13 protein-coding genes are annotated in these 16,422 nt (G+C 67.7%); 6 read left to right on the top strand and 7 right to left on the bottom strand.

Translation table 11 applies throughout. The features are described from left to right. Positions 1 to 103 precede the first annotated feature (103 nt). From secE to JNO53_RS10815, 5 genes are all read left to right on the top strand, one after another. A complete protein-coding gene (secE, locus tag JNO53_RS10835; protein ID WP_203110823.1) occupies positions 104 to 298 on the top strand; it encodes a preprotein translocase subunit SecE in 195 nt (64 codons plus the stop codon). Positions 299 to 330: 32 nt separating this feature from the next. Then, complete coding sequence (nusG, locus tag JNO53_RS10830) at positions 331 to 867, top strand: transcription termination/antitermination protein NusG (RefSeq protein ID WP_203110821.1); 537 nt, start codon at positions 331 to 333, stop codon at positions 865 to 867. A gap of 616 nt (positions 868 to 1,483) precedes the next feature. Further along, complete coding sequence (rplK, locus tag JNO53_RS10825) at positions 1,484 to 1,915, top strand: 50S ribosomal protein L11 (protein WP_119513976.1); 432 nt, start codon at positions 1,484 to 1,486, stop codon at positions 1,913 to 1,915. 4 nt (positions 1,916 to 1,919) lie between these two features. Next, positions 1,920 to 2,615, top strand: coding sequence for a 50S ribosomal protein L1 (gene rplA / locus JNO53_RS10820; RefSeq protein WP_119513975.1), 696 nt, complete (start codon positions 1,920 to 1,922; stop codon positions 2,613 to 2,615). 127 nt (positions 2,616 to 2,742) lie between these two features. Next, positions 2,743 to 2,922, top strand: a complete 180-nt coding sequence (locus tag JNO53_RS10815; RefSeq protein ID WP_203110815.1) for a hypothetical protein — start codon at positions 2,743 to 2,745, stop codon at positions 2,920 to 2,922. Between the two features lie 9 nt (positions 2,923 to 2,931). Here the strand turns inward: JNO53_RS10815 and JNO53_RS10810 are convergent, their stop codons facing one another. The 5 genes from JNO53_RS10810 to JNO53_RS10790 form a co-directional block, all read right to left on the bottom strand. Beyond that, complete coding sequence (locus JNO53_RS10810; protein ID WP_203110813.1) at positions 2,932 to 3,894, bottom strand: polysaccharide deacetylase family protein; 963 nt, start codon at positions 3,892 to 3,894, stop codon at positions 2,932 to 2,934. Positions 3,895 to 3,948: 54 nt separating this feature from the next. Next, on the bottom strand, positions 3,949 to 4,710 hold the full coding sequence (locus JNO53_RS10805; RefSeq protein WP_203110811.1) for a competence/damage-inducible protein A: 762 nt from the start codon (positions 4,708 to 4,710) through the stop codon (positions 3,949 to 3,951). A 65-nt stretch (positions 4,711 to 4,775) separates the two neighbouring features. After that, a complete protein-coding gene (locus JNO53_RS10800; protein WP_203110809.1) occupies positions 4,776 to 6,287 on the bottom strand; it encodes a flavin-containing monooxygenase in 1,512 nt (503 codons plus the stop codon). Between the two features lie 123 nt (positions 6,288 to 6,410). After that, positions 6,411 to 7,454, bottom strand: a complete 1,044-nt coding sequence (locus tag JNO53_RS10795; protein ID WP_203110807.1) for an ACP S-malonyltransferase — start codon at positions 7,452 to 7,454, stop codon at positions 6,411 to 6,413. Beyond that, on the bottom strand, positions 7,451 to 9,640 hold the full coding sequence (locus tag JNO53_RS10790; protein ID WP_203110805.1) for a thiamine pyrophosphate-dependent enzyme: 2,190 nt from the start codon (positions 9,638 to 9,640) through the stop codon (positions 7,451 to 7,453). The genes JNO53_RS10795 and JNO53_RS10790 overlap by 4 nt, the downstream gene beginning before the upstream one ends. A gap of 119 nt (positions 9,641 to 9,759) precedes the next feature. Between JNO53_RS10790 and JNO53_RS10785 the strand changes: the two genes are divergently transcribed. Beyond that, positions 9,760 to 13,095, top strand: coding sequence for an amidohydrolase family protein (locus JNO53_RS10785; protein ID WP_203110803.1), 3,336 nt, complete (start codon positions 9,760 to 9,762; stop codon positions 13,093 to 13,095). On the opposite strand, the gene JNO53_RS10780 is transcribed toward JNO53_RS10785, so the two are convergent. Together JNO53_RS10780 and JNO53_RS10775 are read right to left on the bottom strand one after the other, a co-directional pair. Next, entirely contained in the window at positions 13,077 to 14,408 is a 1,332-nt protein-coding gene (locus JNO53_RS10780; protein WP_203110801.1) for a PepSY-associated TM helix domain-containing protein, read from the bottom strand. The two genes, JNO53_RS10785 and JNO53_RS10780, sit on opposite strands and share 19 nt — an antisense overlap. A gap of 12 nt (positions 14,409 to 14,420) precedes the next feature. Then, positions 14,421 to 16,421, bottom strand: a complete 2,001-nt coding sequence (locus JNO53_RS10775) for a TonB-dependent receptor family protein (protein ID WP_203110799.1) — start codon at positions 16,419 to 16,421, stop codon at positions 14,421 to 14,423. Position 16,422: the final 1 nt, after the last annotated feature.

Raw genomic sequence — 16,422 nt, 5'->3', positions numbered from 1 at the left:
CGACATCGGAGCCTTGAAAAGCCCCTCCCGGACTTGAACCGGGGCGGCGATGGCCCCATTCCGGAAGGCGCGACAGGAATTTCAGGCAAGAGCGAGAGAGCACATGGCCAAGACCAGCCCCGGGGAGTTCATCCGCCAGGTCCGCGCCGAAGGCAGCAAGGTGGTATGGCCGTCGCGCGAAGAGACGGTCCGCACGTCGATCTTCGTCGGGATCATGATGCTGATTCTCTCGCTGTTCTTTCTCGGCATCGATTCGGCCTTCGGCGCAGTGGTGCGCTGGCTGCTGACGATCGCCTGATCGAAAAACACAAAGGCACGACAGGGATCACAATGGCTCGCTGGTACATCATCCACGCCTATTCGGGTTTCGAGAACAAGGTCCGCGACGCGATCATTGCGGAGGCCGAACGGCTGGGCCTGTCGGAAGCCGTCGAGGAAGTGCAGGTCCCGACCGAGACCGTGACCGAGGTCAAGCGCGGCAAGAAGGTGCAGGTCGAGCGCAAGTTCATGCCCGGCTACGTGCTCGCCAAGCTGCGGCTGACCGACGACGTCTACCACCTGGTCAAGAACACGCCCAAGGTCACCGGCTTCCTCGGCTCGGGCAACAAGCCGCAGCCGATCTCCGAGAAGGAGGCCGCGCGCTATTTCGGCGGCGTCGAGGAAGCGAAGTCCGCACCGAAGAAGGACATCAGCGTCGATTACGAGATCGGCGATCAGGTCAAGGTGCTCGACGGCCCGTTCGCGAGCTTCAACGGCGTGGTGGAAGAGCTCGATTTCGACAAGGCCAAGGTCAAGGTCAGCGTCTCGATCTTCGGCCGCGCGACCCCGGTCGAGCTCGACTTCGAGCAGGTCGAACTGGTCAAGTAAGGGCCGGGGCGGCGTCTCGCCGTCCCATTCACTCACACACCGACACCCACACCGTCATCCCAGCGGAAGCTGGGATCGCTGGCCGCCAAGCCGGACCTTGCTGCACCCGATCCCAGCTTCCGCTGGGATGACGGAGGGACCGGGTCAGGCGGGCTGTGGGCCGGGCTCGAGATTGCCCCTTTCCTACATGCGCGTTTCCCGCTTACGTTCCGTATATGTTCTATCGAACGAACGATTCGCGGGCCACCATGGTGCCAGTCTCCCGTCCTCTGCGGGCGGTGAAGAAGAAGGTGACGGTGCAAGGTGACAGTGTGGCTTTCGCGATGGGAAAAGCCACACCCGGTCCGCGCAAGCATCCCGCAAGTCCCTGGTGTGAAAGCGAAAAGGTGCCAAGGTTACACTTGCTAAAACCCGCGGGAGCGTCAGGCCTCGGCGTCACCTTGCGCCGCCGCGGCGGGCACTATCGCTTGCATTTTGCCCGGTTGGCGCTATCTGCGCGCCTTCCCACGCGACAGCACCGGGAAACCATTGCGGGAGGTCTGCCCCGGTAGACCGCTTGACCGCTTACCATGAGCTTCGGCCTCGGCCGGGGCAACAGTGAGAAAGGAGTGGCCTCATGGCCAAGAAAATCACCGGCTACATCAAGCTGCAGGTGCCGGCTGGCGTTGCCAACCCCAGCCCGCCGATCGGCCCCGCGCTGGGTCAGCGCGGCGTCAACATCATGGAATTCTGCAAGGCGTTCAACGCCGCGACGCAGGATCTCGAGAAGTCGATGCCGATCCCGACCATCATCACGGTCTATGCGGATCGCTCGTTCACCTTCGTCACCAAGACCCCGCCGGCGAGCTTCCTGATCAAGCGTGCGGCCAAGCTCAAGTCGGGCTCGAAGGAGCCGGGCAAGGTTTCGGCCGGAACGATCAAGCGCTCGCAGCTTGCCGAGATCGCCGAGACCAAGATGAAGGATCTCAACGCGAACGATATCGAGCAGGCGACCAAGATCATCGAAGGCTCCGCGCGTTCGATGGGCCTCGAAGTGGTGGAGGGCTGATCCGATGGCAAAGCTGACGAAGAAGCAGAAGACGCTCGCCGAGCTCGACGCCGAGAAGCTCTACAACGTCGAAGAGGCGCTGAGCACCCTGCGCCAGTACGCGAGCAAGAAGTTCGACGAGACGGTCGAGGTCGCGATGAACCTCGGCGTCGATCCGCGCCACGCCGACCAGATGGTCCGCGGCATGGTCTCGCTGCCCTCGGGCACGGGCAAGGACGTCAAGGTCGCGGTCTTCGCGCGCGGCGACAACGCCGACAAGGCGCTGGCCGCCGGTGCCGACAAGGTCGGTGCCGAGGACCTGATGGAAGACATGCAGAACGGCAACCTCGACTACGACCGCGTGATCGCGACGCCCGACATGATGGGTGTGGTCGGCCGCCTCGGTAAGGTGCTCGGCCCCAAGGGCCTGATGCCGAACCCGAAGCTGGGCACCGTGACGCCGAACGTGGAGCAGGCCGTGAAGGACGCCAAGGCGGGCCAGGTCGAATTCCGCGTCGAGAAGCAGGGCATCATCCATTCCGGCATCGGCAAGCTCTCGTTCAAGGACGAGGACCTGCTGAAGAACTTCAAGGCGCTGACCGACGCCGTGGTGAAGGCCAAGCCGGCCGGCGCCAAGGGCAAGTACGTGCGCAAGGTCACCCTGACCAGCTCAATGGGCCCGGGCCTCAAGCTCGACCTCGCCGAGGTCGAAGGCGCCTGATCCAGCCTGAGTTGACGCGATCGAAGGGCCGGGAAGAGCGATCTTCCCGGCCCTTTCTCTTTGTCCGCCGGAAAGATCGGTGCCGCCGCGCGTTTTCCTTGGATGAGCTGATCCAAGGAGCAGACCGATGGGTTCCATCTGGGGCGTCGCCGTCATTCTCGGCCCGATCATTCTCCTCGTCGTGGCGATCTACGTCTGGATGAGGGACAAGCAGACCGACGAGAGCTCGGTGCGCGAGTCGGAGCGGGGCGCCCGCGAGCTGCGCGAGGATCTCGAGGAACGGCAGGATCGGACGATCGACCTCTAGCCCACCGCCTCAGCGCGCGCCGTAGAGACTGTTTGAAACGAGCTGCTCCGCCATCCGCATGCCCGCGCGCATGCGGCTTGCAGGCAGGACCGGCCGCGGGCCTTCCTTCGCCGAAGGGCGGGGCGGGGCGTCGGCGTAGGTCGCGCTTGCCACGCCGGGCATTTCCGCGATCCCCTTGCACAGCTTCTCGAAACGCCGCTGCAGGATGGTGTTGACCCGCATCCGCGCACGGCACAGCAGCTCGAAGCTGTGCGAGACGAGCGTGAAGCTCGACAGGTGGTGATCGCGCGCGTGGCGGATCGCCGCCAGCATCTCGTCCGAGGAGATCGCCGTGACCTGCGCGTGGCGCAGCCCGCGGCCGAAGGTGCGGATGCAGCCGGTCGGCACTTCGATCACCCCGCAGTGGCGGATCGGCCGACGATGCCGGCGGGTCAGCGAGATGCGGCACGCGCTATCGGCGATGCCCGGGGTGTGGCTCGTATCGTAGGCGAGCCCGATCTCGGCGAGGGCGTGCAGGGTGTCGTCGTTCGCACCGTAGTTGCCCGCGCGAAACGCGACCGGCCGCGGCGCGCCCGCCGCCACCAGCGTATCGCGCGCCCATTCGAGGATCGCGCACTGCTCGTCGAATGGGAAGTCGGCGATGTTCCGGCCGGTCCGCCCGCCGAACGGATTGGCACTGCCGGCCAGTTCGAGCCATTCGGTATGGCAGTGGAGCTGGACGTCGTGACCCGCCTCGACGATCGGGCGGACGACGTCGACGATCGCCTCCCGCCCCCACAGCAGCGCGGGCATGGGATCGACGAAGAACACGCCCTTGAGGCCGCAGCGCTCCATCAGGCGCATCTTGTAGAACACGCCGGCAGGACCCTCGGGCGTCTCCCCCGCGATCGAGCGCGCGAAGTTCTCCGCCCGGCCGAGGCCCGCAAGGCTCGACGCGTACTCGGTGTCGATCGTGATGTAGACCCCCGTCATGCGTGGGGCCTAGCAACCCAAGGTTAAGACCGGGTTTTCACCGCTGCGTGCGCTTCAGATGCCGCCGGGGGTAAAGTCGAAGCCCAGCTCGCCGAGGCCTTCGCACAGCGTGTGGACGCAGCTCTGCAGCGCATCGGGATCGGTCGAGCGGACGACGAAGTTCGCACCCACCTTGCCCTCGCGGAAGAAGGGATAGCTGCCGATCTGGCAGTTCTCGTGCGCCTGTTCGACCTCGCGCAGCAGCACCGCGACTTCGCTTTCGGGGATGTAGCCGCCGACCGTCTCGCTCAGCAGCGGCGCGCCGCCTTCCAGCGTGCCCGTCAGCGCGTCCAGCATCTGCGCGGCGATGTGCGGCACGCCCGCCATCATGTGGACGTTGCCGATCTTGATCCCCGGCGCGCCCGACATGCGGTTGGGGATCAGCTCGGCCCCTTCGGGTACGCGGGCCATGCGCAGGCGCCCTTCGTTGAGCCCGCCTCGGCCGGCATAGTACCGCTCCAGAACCGCGCGCGCCTCCGGGTGAATGACCACCGGAACGCCGAGAGCGGCAGCGACCGCGTCCACGGTGATGTCGTCGTGCGTCGGCCCGATCCCGCCGGTGGTGAAGAGATAGTCGTTCTCCGCCCGCAGCGCGTTGACGGCGGCCACGATCCTGTCGAGCACGTCGGGCACCACGCGCACTTCGGCCAGGCGGATGCCCTGAACCTGCAGCCAGCTCGCCACTTGCGCGATGTTCCGGTCGTGCGTGCGGCCCGAGAGAATCTCGTCGCCGATCACGACGAGGCCGGCGGTGTAGATGCGGTCGCTGGCGGTCATGCGGATCGGGTTATTCGATATGCCGCCGTGCTGCTAGCCCTCTCACCTCGGGAGAAGAGGGCCCGTTATTCCGCCGCCTCGAGCTGCTCTTCGGGAGCGCTCGCATTCGCCCCGGCACGGCGGAAGGCGATGATCCCGTCGTCCACCGGATCTTCCGCCATGCGCTTGCGGTCGAGCACGTATTCCTGGTTCAGTCGCCACGGGAAGTCGACCGCGTTCTTGGGCATGATGTGCTTCGAACGCTGGATGTAGCCCGACGAGAAATCGAAGATGTCGTCGTCCTCCAGCGCGGCTTGCTCGGCCTCGCTCAGCACCGGCATGGCGATCTGCGCGCCTTTGGCCTCCATCTCGTTGAGCAGGCGGCAGACGTAGTCCGAATTGAGATCCGCCCGCAGCGTCCAGCTCGCATTGAGATAGCCGAACACCACCGCCAGGTTCGGCAGGTTCGAGAACATGCAGCCCTTGTAGTAATAGCGCTGCGCGAAATCGACCGGCGCTCCGTCCTGGCTGACGGCGATCTTGCCGGCGATGGCGAGCTTCAGGCCGGTGGCAGTGATGACGACGTCGGCAGGCAGAACCTCGCCGCTTTCGAGCTCGATCCCTTCCTTTACGAAGCGCGCGATGCGGCCGGTCTTGATGTCCGCCTTGCCTCGCTTGATCGCTTCGAACAGATCGTCGTCGGGCACCAGGCACAGCCGCTGTTCCCACGGATTGTAGGGCGGGGTGAAGGCGGCCGCGTCGTAGTCGCGGCCGGCGAAGATCTTGCGGATGCGCTTGTGGAGGAATTCCTTGACCTTCTCGGGCCGTTCGCGCGCGCGCTTGTAGCTGATGTCCTGCAGCTTGATGTTCTTCCACCGCGTAATCCGATAGGCGAGCTCCTCGGGCAGAAGCTTGCGCAGGAAATTGGCGATCCGGTCCTTCGCCGGGCGCGAGAACATCCAGGTCGGCGTGCGCTGGAGCATGGTGACGTGCGCCGCTTGCTCGGCCATCGCGGGAACGATCGTCACGGCCGTGGCGCCCGATCCGATCACCACGACGTTCTTGCCGGCGTAGTCGAGATCCTCGGGCCAGAACTGCGGATGCACGACCCGGCCGGCGAATTCGCCGAAGTCGAACCCGGCGTCGTAGGGATCGTCGTAGTCGTAATAGCCCGAGCCGAGGTAGAGGAAGTTGGCGGTGAGAGTGGTCGTTGTCCCGTCGGGCAGCTCGGCCGTGACGTGCCAGCGCGCCTCGCTGCTGCGCCAGTCGGCCGAGAGCACCTTGTGACCGTAGCGTATCTTGCCGCGAATGCCGCGCTCGTCGACGATACGGTTCAGGTAATCGAGGATGGCGGGCGCATCGGCGATCGATTTCTCGTGCTTCCACGGTTCGAACACGAAGCCGAGCGTGTGCATGTCGCTGTCCGAACGGATGCCGGGGTAGCGGAACAGATCCCAGGTTCCGCCGAGGTCCTCGCGCCGCTCGACGACTGCGTAGCTGCGGCCGGGACACATCATTTCCATGTGCGCCGCCATGCCGATGCCGGAAATTCCGGCGCCGACGATCAGCACGTCGAAATCGGGTGGTGTTGCTGACATTGGCCTCTCTCCCTCCTTACGCGAACGTAAACTATCGCGTGCGGGTTGGCGAGTCCCCATGGCAAATTGAAACCGACCGGCTTGGCTCGGCCGCCCTCCGGTGTCGCAGGCGGCGCGCCTCGGCTACGGTCCGGCGGCGAGAGCGCGCTGCTCGGCCATGCCCATCGAGACGAGCAGCGGTTCGCTGTCCTGCCGTGCCTTGAAGTCGGCCTTGCCGCCCATCCCGCGCCAGTCGGCGAGGATCAGCGACTGCGCCACCGCGCCGCCCAGCGTCGTGCCGGGGCCGGTGACGATGAACAGGTCGGGCGCGAACTCGCGCGCGGCGACAGCGATCGCGCGGGTGAAGTCGTAGGTCTCGGTGACCTGCGCGCCGAGCGTGTAGTCGCGCAGCGCGTGCACGTCGGCCGAGCGCGGCCACCAGACCGCACCGCGCCCGTCGATCATCGGCAGCGCAGGCTGGCCGAACAGGTCCAGCGCGAGCGCCGCGCGGCCCCGCTCGGCGACCGGTGCCTGGAGATGCGTGTGGAACGCGGCGTGGTTGCCGAGCTGCATCGGGAATCGCCCGTCGATCGGCTCGACCGCGTTCTCGAACGCCTTCAAGCCGGCTTCGTCGCCCGCCAGCACCAGCATTCCGCCGAGGTCGATCGACAGCGCCAGCGTGTGATCGGGCCGTGCGTCGATTTCGGCGACGATGCCGAGCAGCGCGGCTTTGCGCGCCGGGTCGGGCCGCCAGTCGTCGCCAAGGAAGGGATAGACGAGTTGCCCGCCGATCAGCGCTTCCTGCATCAGAGTGCCCATCGTGTTGGCGACTGCGAACCCGTCCTCTGCCGAGACCGCGCCGGCGCAGGCGAGGGCGGAATACCAGCCCATCGAATTGCCGGTCACGGCGACCACCTCGATCCGCTCGCGGTCGATGGCGAGGAAATCGCCCAGCGTCGCGGCGTAGATCAGGCCCGAGGCATTGTCGCCGCGGGTGTGCTGCGCAAGGCTGAAGCGCTCGGCGCCGTCGAGCGCGGAGAGCGTGTCCTGCCCGGCCGCAGCACGTTGCGCGTCGAACGCCGCGAGCAGCGCGGCGTCCGGGAAGTGGCGCCCCAGATAGCCAAGCTCCGCCTTGTTGTAGGTGCCGCGTCCGGGGCAGACGACCACGGCGGTTTTCCGGCCGCTCATGCCTTGCCTCCCGCAAGCGCGCGCGCGGCGTCGAGGATACCCTCCACGCTCGGCATCGTCGCAGCATAGGCGGGACCGGTCGGGATGAAGCTGTCCTCCGCGACATAGCGGGCATGCGGCTTCTCGGTGCGCTCAGTCAGCAGCGTCATCAGCGCCTCCGCCAGCCCGCCGGTGCGGCGTGTCTCGTCGACCACCAGCACGCGCTCCGCGTCGCCGAGCGCCTCCAGCAGCGCCTCCTCCGGCAGGGGATTAAGCCAATGGAGGTCGATCACGCGCGCGGCGATCCCCTCTCCGGCCAGCCGCTTCTGCGCCTGCAACGAAAGATGCAGGCCGTTGGCATAGCTGACGATAGCCAGATCGCGGCCGTCACCGTGCGCCGTCACCTCGCCCAAACCGATCCGCTCGGAAGGCTCGGGATAGTGCCGCAGCCACAGCCCATCGCCGGGCTCGTGCAGGTCGCGCATCGGGTAGAGCGCGATCGGCTCGAGGAACACGACCAGCCGCTGCTCCTCCCGCGCCAGCCGTACGCATTCGCGCAGCAGCCTGGCGGCATCCGCGCCGTTCGACGGGCAGCAGAGGATCACCCCCGGCACGTCGCGCAGCGCGGCGAAGCTGTTGTCGTTGTGGAAGTGCCCGCCGAACCCGCGCTGGTAGCCGAGCCCGGCAATGCGCACGACCATCGGGTTCGTGTATTGCCCGTTCGAGAAGAACGGCAGCGTCGCGCCTTCGCCGCGAAGCTGGTCCTCGGCGTTGTGATAATAGGCGAGGAACTGGATTTCCGGAATCGGCAGGAACCCGTTCTGCGCCATGCCGAGGCCGAGGCCGAGAATCGATTGCTCGTCGAGCAGCGTGTCGATCACTCGCGCACGGCCGAAGCGCTGGCCCAGCTTCTGCGTCACGCCGTAGACGCCGCCCTTGGTGCAGACGTCCTCCCCCATCAGCGCGATCTCGCGGTGTTCGAGCATCAGGTCGGTGAGCGCCCAATTTATCAGGCGGCTCATGATCTGCGGGCTTTCCATCGCCTTGAGATCGGCTCCGAACGCGACCTCGCGCGTCTCGGCGGAGGGGCCGTTGCTGGGCGCATTCTCGCGCTTCGGCGGGATCAGGCTGGCCATGACCTCGGACGCGGTTTTCAGCCGCGGGCGCGTGACCGCTTCCGCCCGCACACGTTCGACGCGGGCGAGGGTGTCCTGATAGATGGCCAGTGCTTCCTCACGCTCGAGCGCGCTGGCCTCGCCGAGCAGCCGCACCGAATGGAGCAGCGGATCGTTCGCCTCCTCCGCCTCAACTTCGTGCCTAGCCATGTAGGTCGTGGGCATGTCGGCTCCGGCGTGGCCGTAGAGCCGCACCGTGCGCACATGGAGGAAGGCAGGCTTGCGGCGCGTGCGGACGAACTCGGCGGCGGCGCGCGCGGTGGCGTAGGTGTCGTAGATGTCGAGCCCGTCGCAGGCGAAGTAGCCGAGGCCGGGGCGGTGCGCGAAATTGGCCGCGATCCAGCCGCTCGGGGTCCTGGTCGAGATGCCGATCCCGTTGTCCTCGCACACCCACAGCACCGGCATCGGGATCTTCTGGAACGCGGTCCAGCAACTCGTGTTGATCGCCCCCTGCGCGGTCGAGTGGTTGGCGCTGGCATCGCCGAAGCTGCACATGACGATGGCGTCGTCGGGCAGAACCTGATGCTCGGGCTTCACGCGCTTCGTCAGGCCGACCGAATAGGCGGCGCCGACGGCCTTGGGCAGGTGGCTGGCGATGGTCGAGGTCTGCGGCGGGATGTTGAGCGCTTTCGAGCCGAGCACCTTGTGCCGTCCGCCCGAAATCGGGTCCTCGCTCGAACAGGCGAAGCTCAGCAGCATGTCCCACAGGATCGACTGGCCCGGCACCTGGTTCGCGCGCTCGATCTGGAAGGCGGCGTCGCGGTAGTGGAGGAAGGCCATGTCGTTCGGCCGCAGCGCCGCGGCGACCGCGGCCATGCCCTCGTGGCCGGACGATCCGATGGTGTAGAAGCCCTCTCCGGCCGCCTGCATCCGCCGGCTGACGATGTCGAGCGCGCGCGTCAGGCAGCCCGAGCGATAGAGCTGCACCGCCGCCTCGCGGCGGAGCGGCCCGTGCGGCTCCGCCCCCTGCGGCAGGTCGCCCTGCGCCACGCGGCGGAGGAAGTTCTCGTGAACGATTGTCGCCCGGTCCATTGCGCGGTTGCTAGACTGTCCGGCGCAAAAGGAAAGGGTGCGAAATCAATCGACGGGCGGCATGGACCTGGCGCACCGGCTTGCATAGAACGCCTCCTTTCCCAGGGGAGACAGATCACATGAAAGCCAGCGTCGCATCCGTCATCGCCAGCCTGCTGTTCGCCACCTCGCTTAGTGCGCAGGACCAGGAACCGCAGCCCTCGCCGAACCCGGTGGAGGAGCAGGAGGTCGATGCGTCGCAAGGCGACGAAGGCCCGCTCCCGACGGAAGGTAGCGGCGAGGCAGTGACCTCCAGCCCGGTCGACCCCACCGAGACCGAGGCGGACAAGGCCAAGTGGGACGTCATGGCACCGCGCGGGGCGACGATCCGGCAGATTCCGATCCGCACCGACGAAGGCACGTGGATGGACGTCGACGTCTCGCCCGACGGCAGCACGGTTGCCTTCGCGCTGCTCGGCGACATCTACACCATGCCGATTTCCGGCGGCACGCCGCGGCGGATCGCCGAAGGGCTCGCCTGGGAGGTGCAGCCCCGCTTCTCGCCCGACGGGAGCCGGATCGCCTTCACCTCCGACCGTGGCGGCGGCGACAACATCTGGCTGATGAACCCCGACGGTTCGGACAAGCGACAGGTCACCGAGGAGAAGTTCCGCCTGCTGAATCAGCCGACCTGGAGCCCGGACGGGCGCTTCATCGCGGCGAAGAAGCACTTCACCACCGGCCGCTCGGCGGGCACGGGCGAAGTCTGGCTCTACCACGTGTCGGGCGGTAGCGGCGTGGCGCTGGTGGAGCGTGCGAACGAGCAGCTCCAGAAGGAACTGGGCGAGCCGGTCTACGCGCCCGACGGAAGCGCGATCTACTACACCCGCAATGTCACGCCCGGTCCGATCTTCGAATATGCGCAGGATTCGACCCAGAGCATGTTCGAGATCGAGCGCTACGACCTCAAGACCGGCAAGGTTACGACGGCGGTTTCCGGCTACGGCGGCTCGGTCCGTCCCAATCCCTCGCCCGACGGCAAGCTGCTGTCCTTCGTACGACGCGACAAGGATCAGTCGCAGCTCTGGGTCAAGAACCTGGAGACGGGCGAGGAGCGGATGATCTATGGCGATCTCGACCTCGACATGCAGGAGACCTGGGCGGTCTACGGCGTCTATCCCAATATGGACTGGACGCCGGACAGCCGCAGCGTGGTGTTCTGGGCGGGCGGCAAGCTGCGCCGGGTGAACGCCGACGGCAGCGGGCTCAGCGAGATTCCCTTCGCCATCGACGACACCCGCGGCGTCGCCGACGCGCCCCATCCGGTGATCCCGGTGGCGCCCGACACCTTCGTGGCGAAGATGCCGAAGTTCGCCGCGATCTCGCCCGATGGCGGGCGCGTGGTCTTCGCGAGCCTCGGCAAGCTCTACGTCAAGGACACCGCCGGCGGCGAGCCGCGGCGGCTGACCCAGCAGGACGAGGCGCTGGAGCTCTGGCCCGCCTGGTCGCGCGACGGGCGCCAGCTCGCCTGGGTGCGCTGGACCGACACGGGGCTGGGCGAAATCGTGGTTGCCGACGCCAGCGGCCGCAACGTGCGCACGGTGACAAGCCAGCCGGGCCACTACGCGGTGCCGCAGTTCTCGCCCGACGGCAGCACACTGGTGTTCGAAAAGCGCGCGGGCGGCGACCTGACGGCGCCCGAGTATTCGGAAGATCCGGGCGTCTACCGTGTTCCGGTATCGGGCGGCACGCCCGAGCTGATCGCGCGCGATCTCGGCGATCCGCAGTTCGGCGCCGACGGCGAGCGGGTGTTCATGCTCGGCCGGGAGGAGGGCAAGCTGCAGCTCATCTCCGCCGACCTCAACGGCGAAGCGCGCCGCGTGCATGCGCAGGGCGAGCTGGCGAGCGAGTTCCGCGTCTCGCCGAACGGCGAGTTCTTCGCCTTTCGCCAGAACTACGAGGTTTTCGCCATGCCGCTGATGCCCGGCGGGCAGGCGGTCGAAGTCGATGAAGAGGCAAAGGTCCTGCCCGTGGTCCGCGCGAGCAAGGGCGGCGCCGAATACATCGGCTGGTCGGGCGGGGGCGATACGCTCTACTGGTCGATGGGCCCGACGGTCTATCGCGCCACGGCCGCGGCGATGTTCCCGCGCGCACCGCAGGCGGAAGGTGCACCCGGCTTCACCCCGCCCGAGAGCGGGATCTCGATCGCGCGCACCCTGCGCGCCGACAAGCCGAGCGGCACGGTCGCACTGACCGGGGCGCGCATCCTGACCATGGCGGGCGAGGATGCCGGCGCCATCGACAACGGCACGATCGTGATCGAGGGCGACCGGATCGTCGCGGTCGGACCGGCCGGCAGCGTCAGCATCCCGAGCGGCGCGACGGTGGTGGATGCGAGCGGCAAGACGATCATGCCCGGTCTCGTCGACGCCCATGCGCATGGGCCGCAGGGCACGGGCGACCTAGTGCCGCAGCAGAACTGGGCGCTGGTCCAGGAACTGGCGATGGGCGTGACCACGATCCATGACCCCTCGTCGAGCGCGAGCATGATCTTCGCCGCCTCCGAACGCCAGCGCGCCGGCGAGCTGCTCGGCCCGCGCATCTTCTCGACCGGCGAGGTGGTCTACGGCGCCAAAGCCGCCGGCATCTACGCGCGGATCGACAGCTACGAGGATGCGCTCGCGCACGTCCGACGGATCAAGGCGCAGGGCGGCATCTCGATCAAGAACTACAACCAGCCGAGGCGCGAGCAGCGCCAGCAGGTCGTCGCCGCCAGCCGCGCGGAAAACATGCTGGTGGTGGCCGAAGGCGGCTCGCTGTTCGGCATGGACATGGCGCTGGTCGCCGACGGCAACTCGACGATCGAGCACAACGTGCCGGTCGACGTGATGTACGAGGACGTGCTGCAGTTCTTCAGCCAGAGCCAGAGCAACTACACCCCGACGCTGGTGGTGACCTACGGCGGGCTCGCCGGCGACCCGTACTGGCGCCAGGCGACCAACGTGTTCGAGAACCCGCTGCTGGTCCACACGCCGCCGCGGCAGTTGCTCGCCGCGACCGCACGCCGGGTGAAAGCGCCCGAGTGGGCTTTCGTCGACGACAACAACGCGCGCGAGGCGGCCAAGCTCGCCGACCGCGGCGTGAAGGTCGCAATCGGCGCGCACGGGCAGCAGGCGGGCGTTGCAGCCCACTGGGAGCTGTGGAGCTTCGTACGCGGCGGCATGACGCCGGTGGAGGCGCTGCGGGCGGGCACGATCGTGGCCGCGCAGTCGCTCGGCATGGCGCAGGACATCGGTAGCATCGAGCCGGGCAAGCTCGCCGACCTTGTGGTCCTCTCGGCCGATCCCTCGCAGGATATCAGCGCGAGCGACGAGATCGAGCGGGTCATGCTCGGCGGCCGCCTCTACGACGCGCGGACGATGAACGAAGTCGAGACCGGCGACTTCCAGCGCCTGCCCTACTGGTGGGAGGACTGAGGCTCGCTTCGCTGCATCGCCCCTTGCAGCCGGGTCCACAGGTGATCGGCTGCGAGGACGGCTAGCAGCGAGAGGCCGAACAGCGGCAGCAGGATCGCCAGCGCGGCGATCGCGAGCCATAGCCGCGGGCCGAAGGGGCGCTCGTCACCTGCGGGCGCGCCGAGTTCTCCGCGCGGGCGGCGCTTCCACCACATCGCGGCGCCGAGCGCGCTTACGGCGATCAGCGCCAGCGCGGTCGCGAGGCCGAGAAGCTGGTTGGCGAGACCGAAGAGCTGCCCCTCGTGCCAGGCGATGCCGTAGTTGACCGCGCGGTCGATCGGATGCTGGTCGGCGAACCCCCTGCGGCCGGTCTCCGCGTCGGTCAGCGGATCGTAAGTGACCGAGCGCACGAGCGGGCGGTTCTGCGCCTGCGACTTAGCGGTCCACTCGTTGCCCGTCGGCGGACCGAAGAGTTGCGGCGCGTGCGGCGGCAGAACCAGCGCGGGAAAGGCGAGGTTCTCCTGCCCGGCTTTCGCGACGAAGGCCGAGAGCGGGAGGCTCTCGGCCGGCGGGGACGCAGGCATGTGCATCGCCGCGCCGTGCGTATGACCCGAATGCCCGCCGCCGGCGCCGATCTTCCAGTCCTGCGGTCCGTCGATCAGCCCCAGCTCGGTACGCGCCCACTTGAAGCCGCTGCCCCATACGCTGGCCCAGGGCAGGCCGCTGGCGAGCATCACCAGCACCAGTCCCGAGATCCAGAAGCCGGTGGCCCGGTGGAAATCCCTGAGCAGCGGGCGACCGCGCAGCGTCAGGCGCGGCCAGAACGTGCCGGCCGCTTTGAACGGCCGCGGCCACCAGAGGTAGAGGCCGCTCAGGATCATCACGATCGTCCAGCTCGCCACCAGCTCGACCAGCGCATCGCCCCAGTCGCCGAGCAGCAGCGTGCCGTGGATCCGCGAGACGGAGGCCGAGATGCGGGCCCCGGGATCGAGCGCGCCGAGCACTTCGCCCTGCGGCGAGACGTAGACCTCGGCCAGTTCGCCGCCCGGCAAGGCAAGCTGGAGCATGGCCGCGTCGCCGGGGTTCTCCGGCAGCCGATAGTGATTGAACCGGCTGCCGGGATAGGCCGCCATCGCGGCGTCGAGCTGCGCGTCGGCCGATACGGCACCCTGCGCCGGGAGCCCGCGGAACGCGCTTTCCTCCCACCGGTCGATCTGCGGCTTGAACAGATAGATCGCCCCGGTGGCGGCGAGGATCAGGATGAACGGCAGCACGAACAGCCCGGCATGGAAATGCCAGCGCCAGACCCTGCGATAGAGCGCCGTGTCGGCCATGATGCTTCCCCCCTAGAACCGGGCACGGACGCCGCCGAACACGGCGCGGCGCTCCACCGGATAGAAGATCGCCGATTCCGGCGTGGCGCTGATCGCCGCGCTGATGTCGCCGACGGCTTTCTCGCCCAGCAGGTTGCGGGCGTCGAGGAACAGGTCGATCCCTTCGGCGACCGTCGCCCCCGCACTCAGCCCGACCAGAGCATAACCGTCGACCCGCAGTGTGTTCGCATAATCCGCCCAGGCGCCGCGCGGCACCCATTCGACATTGGGCGCGACGTGGAGCGCGTCCGTGCCCAACCGCAGTTCGGCGCGGTAGACGTGCTCGGGCACGACCGGCAGGCGGTTGTCGCCGTACTGCGGATCGCCGACGAAGCGGAAGTCGCTGTACTGGTAGATCTGGCGGAGCTGGAGCCACTCGGTGACGTTCAGGGCCAGCGCTGCCTCGATCCCCTGATGCCGCGTCTCGCCCGCGTTGAAGGTCGCGGCCGGAATGTCCGGTCCGACATCGAATTGCAGCAACTCGCCATCGAGATCGGCGCGATAGGCGGCGATGTCCCACTCCGCGATGCCCGTGCGGCCGCGCGTGCCGACTTCGAAGCTCCACGCGCGCTGCGGATTGAGGTCGACGAAGCTGGCGATCTGCGCCAGCTCGATGAAGCCGGGGAATTCGACCGAGCGGCTGTAGTTGGCGAAGATCTGGACGCCTGCCGACGGTTCGTAGAGCAGGCCGACCTTGGGTGAGAAGGCGTTGTAGTCGGCGCGGCCGGTCACGTCCGCGGGGCCGCCCTGGAACGCGTCGTAGCGCAAGCGCTGCGCGCGGTAGCCATCGGCGTAGATGCCGCCCGCGATCAGTTGCAGCGAGTCGATCGGGCGGAAACGCACCTCGCCGTAGAGGTTGGCGGTGCGCGCATCCTGCTTCGCATCGAAGGTCCGGTCGCCGCGCTGGCCGTCGAGATTGACGAAGCGCTTCGAGGCGACATCGCCGAACCGTGCCTCTCCGCCCAGCGTCAGCTCGAACGGGCCGGATGCGTAGTCGAGCCGCGCATAGACACCCCGGTCGACCGACTCCTGATCGACCACCTGGAAGATCGGGTGATAGAGCGACTTGGCGTTGACGAAGACCCCTGCATCGAGCTGTCCTCCGGCGAACGAGAACCGCGTGCGGTTCTGCAGCCGGATCGAATCGATATCGCGCGCCTGATCGCCGGCGAAGTTGCCGGTCTCGGGTACGTTCAGGACGGTTGCGAGATCGAGCGCGCCGGGCAGTTCCTGATCGATGTCGTTCACGCTGGCGTAGAAGCGCGTCTCGATCGACTCCGTGACATCGAGCCCGACATTGCCGTGGAAGCGAAGCGAGCGCCGCTTCGCATGATCGCGGTCGCCGTCCGAACCGTCGACGCTGAGCGCAGCCCACGCGTCGCCCGGCCCCATCTGCGTGCCGGCCGAGACGAGTCCGCGCCAGGTGTCGAAGCTGCCGACATCGCCGCGCAGGTAGAGCCCCGGCGCAGTCTCGCCCGTCGGCGTCACGCCGTTGATCGCGCCGCCGAGCGTGCCCGAGCCGAAACGCAGCGCGTTGGCGCCGCGATAGACCTCGAGGTAGTCGAAGAAGATCGGCTCCAGTTCCTGAAAATCGCCGTTGTCGTCGGCGAGGTTGATCGGCACCCCGTCCTGCAGCAGCGTGATGCCGCGCATGTGGTAGCCGCGCGACAGCCCCGACCCGCGGATCGAGATCCGCACCTCCTGCCCGTAGCGCGGCTGGAGATAGACACCGGGCGAGAACGCGAGCGCGTCGCGCAGCGAGACGAGCGATTTGTCGGCATATTCGTCGTGCGTCACGACATCGGTGCCGCCGGGTGTCGCGGCGGCGCGCGCTTCGGCTTCGTCCGCCGCACTGACGCCGGTGACGATGATGGTGCGGCCCTCCGCCCGATCGGCTTCCACGGCGGTCTCCGCATGAGCGGGAAGGGCGCAGGCGAGCAGCGACGCCGCCAGCGCAAGGCGTGAAATGGTCATG

This window comes from Altererythrobacter sp. C41, from assembly GCF_016803135.1.
Taxonomy (GTDB): domain Bacteria; phylum Pseudomonadota; class Alphaproteobacteria; order Sphingomonadales; family Sphingomonadaceae; genus Pelagerythrobacter.
Note: the sequence above shows the minus strand (reverse complement) of the source record. Positions and strands in the feature narration are given on the sequence as shown.